Here is a 13,128-nt window from a genome sequence, read left to right on the forward strand (position 1 = left end):
AAGTTCTTTTTATTCTAAAAGAGTCTTTAGAGGAAATATTCAGTATTAAATGCCATATATCAAAAGATATCCTAAATATACCTGATGAATCTTACAATTCATCCAGAAATCAATATTATTCAACAGGAATTTTTAAAAAGAGTCTTAAAAGAGGCTGTTCATGAAATGGGACATACTTTTGGGATTCCGCACTGTGAAAATCATTTATGTGTGATGCATTTCAGTAATAGCATAGTGGAAACTGATATAAAAGGCGCTGGATTTTGCAGGAATTGTTTAAATGAACTTAAAAATATGTACAGGGATTTAAAAAGAAGTTAAATTCTTTTAATCTTTTTATTCAGAACTTCCTTTAATATTAAAGGTAGGGGTGTTCTATCGCCAAATACACAGGTTTTACCTGATAAAATACCCCGAATTATGCTACAAACAGAAAAATCAGCTTCTAATTCAGTTACACAGCTTCCTATAGCTCCGGGAAAATGTGCATCACTTGCTCCAATTTGAGGTATCCCTCTTTTTTCTGCAAGCTTTTTGGCTTTCCAGTTAGAATAACCCAGGATATATCGTGAATTTAATGTTTCTATGGCATCTACATCCAGTGTTTTAACGTAATCGCATAGTCCTTCTCTGTAACGCACAAAAGGATGTGGAATAACAGCTATTCCTCCCTGTTCTCTTATCCTGTCAATTGTTTCTTCTGGAGATATTCTGGATGGAATTTCTTCTTGAATCCCCAGTGCAACAATGTGGCCTTTTAAAGTACTTATTTCCATTGCAGGAATAATAAGAAAATCTTCCAGTCCCTTAGCTTCTTTAATACCTTCTATTGAACCTTTAATTGAATTATGATCTGCTATTGCAACTGCATCAAGACCTATCTTTCTTGATCTTTTAACAATCTCCTTTGGAGTCATTCTGGAATCATTAGAATATCTGCTGTGAACATGAGGATCTATAATCATTTAAAACCCCGTATATTTGACTTAATAGCTTTAATAAGTCCTACTGGACCTGTCATCATCACGTCTCCTGCGGGAGCTGCATAATGCACATTAAAATCAGTTTTCTCCAGTACTTTTCGGCGGGGGCCCGTCGCAACTATGGCCTCAAAATCATCTATCGGCTTTAAAGACCATGCTCCGTGCCCATGATCTTCATGCACTTCCTCATGAGTTATAGACCCGTCTGCAAGTTTCCCTACAAACATTTCTATCTTATCAGGAGTCATTTTGCGGGTATGGTGTTCAAATACTCCTACAATTTTTCCATTATCAAAAGCTGCTGCCAGAGAGTGTCCGTTTCCAATGTCCATAGCTATAAATTTTTTAAGACCTTTTACATCTCTGTCACATGTTGCACCACAAATAGATGCGAACTTTGAATCCATTACTGCAGTGTTATATTCTTTAAATGCTCTAAATACAGCATTAATTCTTGTAAAATAATCTGGAGCACTGCCAAAGTATGCAAATTCTTCTGGCCTTTTGGGAACATCTAATTTTTCCCTGATCTTCATGAATCTAAAATTTCTATCTCCCATACCTTCCATAAACCCATGATCCTGGACTGCTACCCCTAAAAAGTCGAAATGAGGATCAACATCAAATTTAGATAAAGATCCACCTATTGCATCCAGATCCACATCTTTAAGCTCAATTTCAGTTAAATTTTTATATTTTTCTATTTTCCAGGGAGACACTATTTCAATTCCTAAAGACCTTACAAAATTTAGATCATCCCTTATTGTTCTTGCAGCATTTTCAGTCATGAAGACTTTGTTTCCCTGGTCCAAATGATCTTTTACTGCTTTATTTATGGGACCTCCACCCATAGTTTCCCCTTTTATAAATAAATCTCCCTCAAATTTACTTATTCTGTCTGCAATTATCTTTGTGGGGGAGGGCATCACCAGCTTTGGAGAATTTTCAATGGACTCGTCTGTATTATAAAGCATGATATCCTGGGTACCAGAACCTACATCAATAGCTAAAATCTTCATGTTACTATATTTGATTTCATATTTTATAAATCATCTAAACTGGATAGTTTGAAATTTGATCGTCACATTTTCCTCCTACGGGCATCATAAAAAAAGAGTGTTTATTCAGATAAATGCTTTTTAATAAGATTTACGCCCCATTCTACCATTGTTTTTGCTTCCTCTTTTGTTTTAGCCTCTGCAAAGCATCTAAATATTGGTTCTGTTCCAGAAGGCCTTATTATAACCCATCCTTCTTCTTTAATTATTTTAACACCGTCTGTGGTATCAACTTTAAATTCCCTGGTTTCTTCTGCAATTTTCTGCATTACAACCTGTTTAAGCTCCTCAGGACACTTTATTTTCATTTTTTCAGAATAATAAACAGGCAATTCCTCTACAAGCCTGGAGAGAGGTTTCCCTGATTTTGCAATTATTTCAACAATCTTTGCTGCTGAAAGTGCAGCGTCCCTTCCATAGACAAAATCAGGGAATATTAAACCACCATTTTCTTCGCCGCCGAAAAGGCCTTTTTTATCTTTTAATTTTCTTGCAACTACTAAATCTCCAACCTTTGTTGCTATAACTTCGCCGTTATATTCATTTGCTATATCATAAATTGCAGTTGATGTTGCAACTGTGGTAACGATTAAACCGCCTTTATTTTCCTTAAGCATGTATTTTTCTACAAGTGCAAATGATTTATCTCCAAAAACAAAATTTCCATTCTCATCAATACAGATAGTACGATCCGCATCCCCGTCATGGGCAAGCCCCACATCTGCACCTGTTGCCTTTACAACTTCGATTAATTCTTTAAGATTCGGTTCTGTAGGTTCAGGGTCTCTACCTGGGAAAAATCCATCGGGCTGACAGTTCATGGTAATAACTTCACAGCCAAGCTCCCTCAAGATGTAAGGTGTTGTAAAACAGGCTGCTCCACTTCCACAGTCAACAATCACCTTTAATTTTGCATTTCCAATTGTATCTGCATCAACCCGCTTTATAACTTCCTGGATGTATTCTTCAAGTATGCTGGAATTTTTCTCTAACTCTCCAATCTCATCCCATGATACTCTATCAGGAGCATCATTAAAGAACATTTCTTCTATCTTTAATTCTGTTTCATCTGGAGTTCCTATTCCATCAAAATCAACCAGCTTTAATCCATTGTATTCTGCAGGGTTATGGGAAGCTGTAATAATAATTCCAGCATCATAGTAGTTTCTAACTGCGTACTGAAGGGCAGGAGTGGGTAAAAATCCAAGATCCACCACATCACATCCTGAAGATAATAATCCGGATATTACAGCGTGCTTTATCATTTCTGTGGAAGTTCGGGTATCTCCTCCAACTGCAACTTTGCCCTTTACAAGTGATCCATAGGAAGCAGCAATTTTTGATGCAAATTCTGGCGTTAGTTCTGTATTGGCCAATCTTCTAACTCCAAATGTTCCAAATAATCTTTTCATAAGTTTCACCGTCCTTGGGTTAATTAAATATCAAAAGCATTGACTATACTTTTTTTAATGTTTTCAATATTAACTTTTTACGATTCCAGATATTAGTCATTGTTTAAAGTCAATACTTAAAAATTTGGTAAATTTCAATAAAAGAGGTTCAGGTGTGCTTTTCCAGACACTTTTTAATTATTATCATAAAAAGATTTAAATAAAAGGGATTAATAAGATTGATTATCCTTTTAAAGATGTCCTGGTTCAGATTAAGGAATTTATAAAATGAAATCTGTCACAATAATTCCAGCATACAACGAAGAAAACGCCATAGGAGATGTTGTAAATCGTTCAATACAATATTCAGACGTTATTGTAGTTGATGACGGCTCAACTGACGATACATATAATCAGGCCAAAAAAGCAGGTGCTGAAGTAATAAAACACGGAAAAAATAAGGGTAAAGGGGCAGCTATAAAATCAGGGCTAACCAAAGCTTTAAAAGATGGTTATAATTCTTTTGTTTTGATAGATGGAGATGGACAGCATGATCCAGCAGATATACCTTTATTTTTTTCTTTTACTGGAGAATATGGTCTTATTATCGGGTCAAGATTCATAAAGGGCAATCCTGAAAACATGCCCCTTACAAGAAAGGTATCCAATAAGGTTACAACAAAGCTTATTAAATATGCAACTGGATACGAGATTACCGATAGTCAAAGCGGCTTCCGGGCGTTATCAAAAGGGTGTGTAAAATTTTTTTTAGATATAAAATACGATGATTATATTTATGAATCAGAAATGATTTATAAGGCCGCTGAAAACAAAGTCAGGTTAAAGGAAGTGGCTGTATCCAGTAGATACAGCCTTGAAAAATCCCATATAACCAAAATGAACATTTTAAAATACGCCTTTTTTATTGTAGTGCTTCTTTGCAAAAAAACTTGGCTTAAAAAAGCCAGTAATTTAAGGGGATGGCTTTGAAAAGGTATTATGTTTTTATCATCAGTTTATCATTGATATTTTTACTTATATTATGGATAGATCCGGTTAACATAATAAATGCCTTTAAAAATGCTGACTGGAAGTGGCTTTTAGCTGCACTTATAATCCATTTCCTTGCTGTGGCTGTAAGGTCTCTTAGATGGGGGTTTATAATAGATAAACCATACGAGTTTAAGAATAATTTCATAGTAAAAACGATAGGCCTTTTTGCAGGGAATTTCTCTCCTATGAGAAGTGCTGGAGAAGTGATGAGCGCTGTTGCAGGTAAAAATATCAACAGAATAACATTACATGAGGGATTATCAGCAGGGCTAACTGAAAGATTCTTTGATCTCCTTATTGTAGGAATTTTGCTTGTTATGGCATCTATATGGATAGAAAATGTGCGATATTTGTCGATTACAGGGGCGTTTTTATCTTTAGCAATTTTAACATTGATTTATTTTATAAACTGGAGAGAAAATGCAGGAATACTAATTTATGAAAAGATCCACCCTTTTTTATGCAGGCTTCCGGTTAATGAAAAATTTGTGGAAGGCATGTACTTTAAATTTAAGGACGGTATCAGGGGAATGACTTCACACACCAGCTCGTTTACTACAGGAAAAAATCTTTTTGTAGTACTTTTTTAGCAGTTTTATCATGGCTTTTAGAGTGTTTAAGATTATACGTTGTTTTCCATGCTTTTAATGCACAGATAGATTTTGCAACAGTTGTTATAATATTTCTGCTTGCAAACTTTGTAGGGGTGGTTTCTGCGCTTCCAGGAGGAATAGGATCAATTGAAATATCTTTAACAGGTCTATTTTTGTTGTTCGGTGTCCCAGAGGCATTGGCTGGAAGTATAGCTTTAGCAGATAGAATGGTTTCATTTTGGGCTGTAAGTGCTCTTGGAGTTATATTTTCTTCATACTATGCACGTGACATACTTAATGAGGTTAAAGAATATACTCTGGGAATTACTGCTACCAAAGATAAATAGGAGTGTTTAATACACAATTTTTATGGATCTGGTATTTTCAACTATTAATTGTGCACTTCCCCTATATTCCTTAACATTTCCAACAATTTTAACACGTCTATTTTCAAAATTTCGTGGATCAGTTCCTTCTCTACGGAATTCGTCAGCAAGTGAACCAAAAATAACTACCTTTATCTCTCCAGTCCCGTCGATCACTGATAAAATGTACAGATTACCGGGATTTTCTACTGTGCGTACCAGTCCATGAATAGCTAAATCCTCCCCCACATGATTTTTATTTATATCTTCAATCTTAAATTCCCGGGGTACTATTTCACCAGAGAAAAATATCATCCCTGCTAAACCAAAAACAGTAGTTACAAGTGCAATTTGAAAAACATACTTATCATGCATAAAAAATACTTCCTTTATTTTAGTATTTTTTATTCTGATATTTAAAATCACCGGTTTTTTTAGAAAATAAGGATTATTAGTGAGTATAAACTAAAAATAGTATTTTTTAGTGAGTTATATCTAACCGAAGCACTGTAAATAAAAGGTTAAATATCTAATTCCTTGTCTTAAATATGGATTCAACACGATCCACAGTATCAATATCCTCCAGGCTCAGATCTTCCCTTATCCGCTTTACAACAGGAAATCTAAGGGAATAACCGCTTTCATATTCTGGACTTTTAACAATTTCGCTGAAGGCAACTTCAAGCACGATTTCAGGCGTTGCCTTAATTTTTCTCCCTCTTTTTTCTACCATAAGACTTTCCACTCTGTTTGAAAGCTCAAGAAGTGTGGCATCATCCAGTCCGGTGGCTGTATGGGCTATTGTTTTTAGATTTCCATTTTCATCCTGTGCAGCCATAAGATACGATCCTATAAGATTGGCTCTTCTTCCCCTGCCGTAGGTCCCGCCTACAACAACAAGATCAAGTGTTTCAGGCTCTGCTTTAAATTTAAGCATTTTTTTGCCCCTTATCCCTGGTATGTAAGGTGCTTTTGGGTCTTTTATCATTATTCCTTCATGACCTATTTTAATTGAAGTTTCAAAAAGTTCTAAAGCGTCGTTAATATTTTCAGGGGTAACAAAAACCTGATTACTGAGTTCAATTTTAGAAGGCTTAGCTTTGGAAATTTCCTCAAGTACGCGTCTTCTCTCACCAAAAGGAGTGTCAATCAATGATTTTTTATAGTAGAGAACATCAAATAAATACAGGATTAGAGGCACCTCTTTTTTTAATCTCTCAATTTCGTACTTCCTCCGAACTCTCTGGAGAATGTACTGAAATGAAATAGGAGCACCGTCTCTTGTGGCAATTATTTCTCCTTCAACAATGAAATCTTCTTCTGGAAGGCATTTTTCTATGTATTCAACAATTTCAGGAACAGCATCTTTGATATTGTCAAGTCTACGGGTGAATACCTTAATATCATCTCCGTTTCTATGTATTTGAACTCTGAAACCATCATATTTTGTTTCACAAATGGCAGAACCCATTTCTTCAATGGAGGTGGTAATATTTGGCGAAAGCTGTGCAAGCATGGGTTTAACAGGTTTTCCAGGCTTTAAATTAAGTTTTTTAAGTCCTTCCCCTCCTTCCTTTTTAGCAACTCCCACAACAAGTCCTGGATCGTTTGTAAGCATTAAAGCTCTTTCAACGAGGTCTTTATCCACATCAAACGCTTCTGAAATGGAATCTTTCAGTGTTCCTTCACCAATTCCCACCCGAAGCTCTTCAACAACAGTTCTTGAAATGTATTTTGCTTCTTTTGGTGAAGCAGATGTTAAAAGTTCAATGAGGATCCTTAATTTTTTTGAAACTGCATTTTTTCCAGATACATCTGCTATCTTTATCATGTTGCTGTAAACTTTGGTTATAGTCAGCGGCCTTGTAAAAAGTGTTGTCTGTAACCGGTTAGCGAAAAGATGCTCTGAAGCAAGGCCTATATCTCCTTTGTCCCTGACACTGTCTTCAACAGCTTCCAGACTCACACCCACAACCAGTGAAATGGCTTTCATAAGTAGTTTCAGACCTATACCCATTTCTTTTTCGCTCCATGCAGGAAATACCTTTCCTAATGATAATAAGGTGACAATAGGGAGTATTTTGGGGTCAGTTTCCTTTAAAAATTCTGCAAGTATGCCTGTTTTTTCAAGCCTTTTAGTGGTGGAGGTCAGTGCTTCATAAACATCTACAAGTTCCTGGTACTTCATTTCGCATTTAAAATCCTGCATTTTATCACAGCGTCAATATTATAATTAAAACAATCTCCAGATATTATAGATAGAATGTTACTCCTAAATTTAATTATTGTTTTTGGGGTTAAAAAATTTTTAAATCAGGACATAGAATATAATTAAATAAATTTAAATAAATTGCTGGATGAGGATTTAAATGCCGGAATTACCTGAAGTAGAGTCCTTTAGAAGATATCTTGAAGCTACTTCTTTTAATAAAAAAATTGAAGAAGTAGATGTAAAAAGTCCGGAACTCCTGCAAAATATTGATGTTAATATTTTAAAGGAGAATTTGGAAGGCAGCAGTTTCAAGCGTGCTCAAAGGCATGGTAAATACCTGTTCGTGCTTTTAGATAATGATTCATGGATTGTTTTCCATTTTGGAATGACTGGCACTTTTAAATATTTCAAAAATAGTGGTGGAAATCCTCTATATAGCAGGATTATCTTTAATTTTGAAGATGAAAGTCACCTTGCATTCAATGATCAAAGGAAGTTTGGAAAGATTTATTTAACTTCCAAAATCTTGGATTTCATCAAAGGGAAGAAATTAGGACCGGATGCTTTGACCATTGATATAAAAACTTTCAAAAATTTGTACAAAAAACGAAGAGGCGCTTCCAAATCTGCTTTAATGAATCAGCACATAATGGCTGGTGTTGGTAATATTTACTCTGATGAAATACTTTATCATGCTCATGTTCATCCTAAAACCCCATTCCATGTTTTAAATGATGATAAAATCACAGAAATATTCAATATAATGAAGAAAGTGCTTAATACATCGGTAGATATGCAAATACATGGCCAAAAATTTCCTGATTCTTATTTAATTCCTCACCGGATAAAAAATGGTAAATGCCCTGATTCAAATATGAAGTTAAAGACCATTAAAATTGCAGGTAGAACTTCTTATTTTTGTCCTGAATGCCAAAAAGAGATAATAAGCTACATGAAACTTGAAAAGTTATGCGAAATTGCAAGTACTTGCACAGAATGTCCTCTCCACGAAAACAGGACCAGAGTGGTTTTCGGTGAAGGCCCAGAAGATGCAAAAATCATGCTTATAGGTGAAGCACCCGGAAAAAACGAGGATGAGAAGGGAAAACCTTTTGTGGGGATGGCCGGTAAATTATTAAGCGAAATACTCCAGAAAGCAGGCATTGATCGGTCTGAGGTATTTATCACATCCATAGTGAAATGCAGGCCTGAAGCTAACAGAAAGCCCCGAAAACTGGAATATACAACCTGTATTGATCTTTTTTTAAAAAAGCAGATTGGGTTAATAAATCCAGATATAGTGGGATTACTTGGAAACAGTGCTATTTATGCCCTAATTGGTGAAAAGAACATTAAAAAGATTCATGGAAATACTTATAAATTAAATGGTAGAAAATACATGGCTTTATTCCATCCTGCAGCGGCTTTATATTCACGCAAACTCCTTCCTCAATTAAAAGAGGACATGATGACTTTAAAAAAAGAAATTGACTTATAACTCTTTGATATTAAAGATTTTCCAGTATTTCTTTTAACATTATGCAGTTTTGGGGGGCATTTGCATTGTAATCATTGTTAAAATAGCAAAAAACATCTTCTACATCTAATTTTCTTATTTTATCTGCCCACCCTTTTAATTCTTCCTTAGAATAAAAATAACGGTACTTTTCAGACCCTATTCCATGAAATCTCATATAGACTGTATCTGAAGTTGTTATAATATCTTCTGGAAGCTCAGGAGAGGAAACTGAACAAAATCCTATTTCAAAGTCACTTAGCAGGCTATAAACTTCGCTGTCAAACCAGCCTGGATGTCGAAACTCTACAATATTATTCTTAACAGGATCAAACTGTTTGATCGCATTTTTTAAAAAAGCAATATTTTTAAGTATATTTGGAGGAAATTGAAATAATATACACCCTAATTTATCTTCAAGAATATCTGCAAGATTATAAAACCGGTTTATTGCGCTTTGGGTGTCTTTAAACCTTTTTCTATGGGTTATAAGCTGATTTACCTTTAATGTAATTTTAAAATCTTCCGGTGTTCTGTTATACCATCCTTTAACTATTTTTTCGTTTGGAAAGCGATAAAAAGTGTTGTTTATTTCTACAGTGTTAAAATGCCTGGAATAATACTCAAGCCATTTGGATTCATCTAATCTTTCTGGATAAAATCGTCCTTTCCAGTCTTTGTAGTACCAGCCAGAACAGCCTAAAAAATAATTGGATTTCATGTCCTGAATTGATTATTAGCTAAAAATAGAGGGCTTAAAAAATTTAAATGGGATTATCTTCACTTCATCCCACGCTGCTTTTCGAAGTTTCTCCATGCCTGAGCTGCTTCGGGTACATCACTTTCTAAATCATTTAATATCTCATTTCTAAGTTCTTTAGAGCTTACTTCACTTCTACCTCTTGCAAGGTTCATTGCATCTTCTGAAGCATGTTCTATAGCTTTCATTTTGGATGCAACAGTGAAACCAGCGTCTGTAATAGCATTTTCTATTGATCTTCTTATTTTTTCAGGTCTAAATGGCTCTTTTTTTCCAGTACTTTTTATAACATCTGTCATATATTTACCTCCAAACTGACATTTGTATTTTTTAATTTAGTATTACTAATATGACTATTAATAATATAAAAGGGTTTGCACTGGTTCAAAAAAAGCATTAAAAACAGGTTATCAAAAGCGCTTTTATTTTTAAATTAAATTTAAAGACGTGAATTATCTTATAAGCAGGATATACTTAAATTCCTCTGTACATCTGTAGAATTTCATCTGTAGTAGTGGCCTCTTCAGGGGACTTTTCGCTGCGCCATCTGATAAATCGAGGGAATCTTAAAGCCAGTCCCTGCTTTTTGGTGCTGTCCCAGTTACAGGTGTGAACAGGACTTCTGGTAATTTCAGATCCAAGAACTTCAACCACATACTGGGGAGCGAACCAGAAATCAGGCCATATTTCGCGAGAAACAACTGCCCTCGCCGGTTTTACATCTACTCGAGTATCAGCGAGTTTTTGAGGCATTTCTGTTATTTCTTCATCAGAAAATCCGGTTCCCAGTTTGCAGACAGTCTGGAATATATCCTCATCAGGATTATAAGCAGAGCATAAAACCGCCCCGTAAGTACCACTACGCCGCCCTCGCCCTGAATAAGCGCCTAAAATAACTAAATCAAGAGTATCTCTGAGTTTGGATATGTATTCTTTTTTCCATTTAATCCAGGAATAGTCCCTTCCACCTGCATGATAAAAAGAGTCTTTGGCGCATGATTTACATACAATACCTTCCAGATTATTTTTTAAACATTCATAAAAGAACTCATCTATATCCTCAAGACTGGAACTTATTTTTCGATGGGCTAAAGTGATATGTTTGGACTCATCCACTGTTTTTTCAAGTTTATTCCGTCTTTCAGGGTAGCTTTTATGCAGGTAAGATTTTCCATCAGCATAAAGAATATCAAAAAGAATATATCTAACTGGAATGGTTTTTTGATACTCATCAACTTTATATTTTCTTCTTCTCTGCATTAACGTCTGGAAAGATCCAAATACATTATTTTCAAAGTCATATACCATTACTTCCCCATCTAAAATTGCTTCTTCTGCTTCAACGTATTTTTTAATGCTTTCAGTCAAGTCGGGGAATTGTCTGGTAACATCGGTCAGTCTGCGGGAGAAAAGTTTCACATCACCACCAGATTTATGTGCCTGGATTCTCTCACCATCAAACTTTTCTTCGGCTGAAATATAGTGAGACTTTATTTTCTGGCATATTTCTTCAAATGACGAAACTCTTTGGGCTAACATGGCTTTTATGGGCCGAAATAATGTAATTTTTATATTTTTTATTCCTTCTAAACCACTTTCTTTCAAAACTCGGGCCACCAGTCCAATGTCTGAGCTTATATTGTATGCATGTTCAAGTTCTGTTTTTTTCTCTTTTGAACCAAAAAAGGAGACAGATAAAGCATTAAGAAGAGTCATATCTCCTGCACCGAGCCTCATAGCGCCTGTGGCAAGTCTTGCAATGTATTTTTTGCCTTTTTCGTCTGCTTCAATGAGCATGGAAGCCAGAGTTTTTGTTTTAATTTCCTTAGACCCCATTCCACCTGATGCAGCGATTTTTCTAAAACCTTCAAATACATCACTAACAGATAATTCTTCATTTACATCAAAATAATCTTTAAATGGGTTGGTTCTGGGTTTAACCATTCGAACAGCAACCTCTCCCATATCACCTATATCACGGGTTTTTCTTTCAACTTCACTTTTAGAGATGTTGCCTGCAAGTGATATTGCAGACTGGACTGTTTTTTCGCTTAAACCAGGGACAATATTCTCATATTCAGGTGCAATTCTTCCAAGCAGCATATAACAGACTTTATCTATTTCTTGAAGTCCTGATTTTTTAAAAAGAGCAGCCAGAATTTCAGCCATATCATTTTGAGAACCTGTTTTTTCAATTTTTTCCAGATCCTTAGCAAATTCTTCAAATTTAATTCCAATCACCTGAACCTATCAGGTAAATTCTTTGAAAAATGGTCTAAATTTTTAATAATGTCTTCTACTTTACAGTTCAGGAGCTTTTTTGCTAAATCTTCATCATAAAGCATTTTTTCTTTTAAAGGTACCGATACACCGTCGACGGTCTTTGCATCTTTCATGTGCAGTGAACCTAATGGAACACGGCTTAATTTACCTGAAGGAGTCTGTGAGGGGTCTATGTTAATTGAATCACCATGTCTTTCATGACCTCCCATTACTTTAAATTCCACCTGCTCATCAACCTTTTTAGCCCACCTGCCGGTAAAATTACGTTCAGGATCATGCTTTGAATACCTGAAATATTCTTCATAGAATGAACTGGGCTTATTTTCATCTAAAAAGAAGAAAACATGGAATGAATTGCCGGTCCAGCTTATTGAAGGCTCAACATTTCCCATAATTTCTTCAAATTCTTTGTCTTCTTTTATAGCTTCAACAAATAATCGTGTTGCTTCCTGTGCCTCTTCTGCAGAAATCCCTTCCACCCGGTCTATATCAAAGAATATGCGTTCTATGTCTTTACCTGGACCTTCATTGTTGGTGGCGTAAAAGAAATCTGCAAGTTTTCTGGGTAGAAAATATTGCCAAACTTTGTTCTGGATGGGGTCAAGGTCTTTTTTTGCATCTTTCAATGATCTTTTTGATCTAAGCTTTAAAAAGTCAATATCCACAGCTTCAATAAGTTCATCCACGTATAATGGTTCTAATCTGGACCCTCTTTTAATTAAAAATCCTATTTTACCCCGGGACATCCATATTTTGCCTGCAATTTCTTTATCCTTTAAATATTTCTTCAATTTTGTAGCTGCAACTGCATAAATCAGCAGAACGTCAATTTCTCCAAAAGGAGTTATCAATTTGTCAATATTTTTTCTGGCAAAGTTTAAAAGCGTCGGCATTAAAATCAGCCCGAATGCTTT

Annotated in this window: 12 protein-coding genes and 1 pseudogene; 4 read left to right on the forward strand and 9 right to left on the reverse strand. The window is 35.3% G+C overall.

Annotated features, from left to right (window positions below):
- Nucleotides 1-84: 84 nt before the first annotated feature.
- Entirely contained in the window at nt 85-321 is a 237-nt protein-coding gene (locus tag PQ963_00900) for a hypothetical protein (GenBank protein ID MEN4028230.1), read from the forward strand.
- Here PQ963_00900 and PQ963_00905 read toward each other — a convergent pair.
- The 3 genes from PQ963_00905 to glmM all read right to left on the reverse strand — a co-directional run bounded on the left by PQ963_00905 (nt 318) and on the right by glmM (nt 3,453).
- Nucleotides 318-965, reverse strand: a complete 648-nt coding sequence (locus PQ963_00905; protein MEN4028231.1) for a PHP domain-containing protein — start codon at nt 963-965, stop codon at nt 318-320. The two genes, PQ963_00900 and PQ963_00905, sit on opposite strands and share 4 nt — an antisense overlap.
- The gene (locus tag PQ963_00910) at nt 962-2,002 is read right to left on the reverse strand and encodes a DUF1786 family protein (protein ID MEN4028232.1); all 1,041 of its coding nucleotides are present in this window, start codon (nt 2,000-2,002) and stop codon (nt 962-964) included. Before PQ963_00910 ends, PQ963_00905 begins: the two co-directional genes overlap by 4 nt.
- A gap of 101 nt (nt 2,003-2,103) precedes the next feature.
- Nucleotides 2,104-3,453: a phosphoglucosamine mutase gene (gene glmM, locus PQ963_00915; protein MEN4028233.1), complete on the reverse strand. Its 1,350-nt coding sequence runs from the start codon at nt 3,451-3,453 to the stop codon at nt 2,104-2,106.
- Nucleotides 3,454-3,720: 267 nt separating this feature from the next.
- On the opposite strand from glmM, the gene PQ963_00920 reads away from it, so the two are divergent.
- Both PQ963_00920 and PQ963_00925 read left to right on the forward strand, forming a co-directional pair.
- Entirely contained in the window at nt 3,721-4,422 is a 702-nt protein-coding gene (locus PQ963_00920; protein ID MEN4028234.1) for a glycosyltransferase family 2 protein, read from the forward strand.
- Nucleotides 4,413-5,425: pseudogene (locus PQ963_00925) on the forward strand (UPF0104 family protein). The gene PQ963_00920 and the pseudogene PQ963_00925 overlap by 10 nt, the downstream one beginning before the upstream one ends.
- A gap of 6 nt (nt 5,426-5,431) precedes the next feature.
- Here the strand turns inward: PQ963_00925 and PQ963_00930 are convergent.
- Entirely contained in the window at nt 5,432-5,818 is a 387-nt protein-coding gene (locus PQ963_00930) for a DNA-binding protein (protein ID MEN4028235.1), read from the reverse strand.
- A gap of 154 nt (nt 5,819-5,972) precedes the next feature.
- The gene (locus tag PQ963_00935; protein MEN4028236.1) at nt 5,973-7,631 is read right to left on the reverse strand and encodes an ATP-dependent DNA ligase; all 1,659 of its coding nucleotides are present in this window, start codon (nt 7,629-7,631) and stop codon (nt 5,973-5,975) included.
- A gap of 181 nt (nt 7,632-7,812) precedes the next feature.
- On the opposite strand from PQ963_00935, the gene PQ963_00940 reads away from it, so the two are divergent.
- Complete coding sequence (locus PQ963_00940; GenBank protein ID MEN4028237.1) at nt 7,813-9,153, forward strand: uracil-DNA glycosylase family protein; 1,341 nt, start codon at nt 7,813-7,815, stop codon at nt 9,151-9,153.
- A 10-nt stretch (nt 9,154-9,163) separates the two neighbouring features.
- Here PQ963_00940 and PQ963_00945 read toward each other — a convergent pair whose 3' ends face one another.
- The 4 genes from PQ963_00945 to PQ963_00960 form a co-directional block, all read right to left on the reverse strand.
- Nucleotides 9,164-9,892: a DUF72 domain-containing protein gene (locus PQ963_00945; protein MEN4028238.1), complete on the reverse strand. Its 729-nt coding sequence runs from the start codon at nt 9,890-9,892 to the stop codon at nt 9,164-9,166.
- A gap of 59 nt (nt 9,893-9,951) precedes the next feature.
- The gene (locus PQ963_00950; GenBank protein ID MEN4028239.1) at nt 9,952-10,230 is read right to left on the reverse strand and encodes an ATP cone domain-containing protein; all 279 of its coding nucleotides are present in this window, start codon (nt 10,228-10,230) and stop codon (nt 9,952-9,954) included.
- Between the two features lie 175 nt (nt 10,231-10,405).
- On the reverse strand, nt 10,406-12,172 hold the full coding sequence (locus PQ963_00955) for an ATP-dependent DNA ligase (GenBank protein MEN4028240.1): 1,767 nt from the start codon (nt 12,170-12,172) through the stop codon (nt 10,406-10,408).
- The gene (locus PQ963_00960) at nt 12,169-13,107 is read right to left on the reverse strand and encodes a hypothetical protein (protein ID MEN4028241.1); all 939 of its coding nucleotides are present in this window, start codon (nt 13,105-13,107) and stop codon (nt 12,169-12,171) included. Before PQ963_00960 ends, PQ963_00955 begins: the two co-directional genes overlap by 4 nt.
- Between the last annotated feature and the right edge of the window lie 21 nt (nt 13,108-13,128).

This window comes from Methanobacterium sp. (assembly GCA_039666455.1).
In the GTDB taxonomy this organism is placed as follows: Archaea; Methanobacteriota; Methanobacteria; order Methanobacteriales; family Methanobacteriaceae; genus Methanobacterium_D.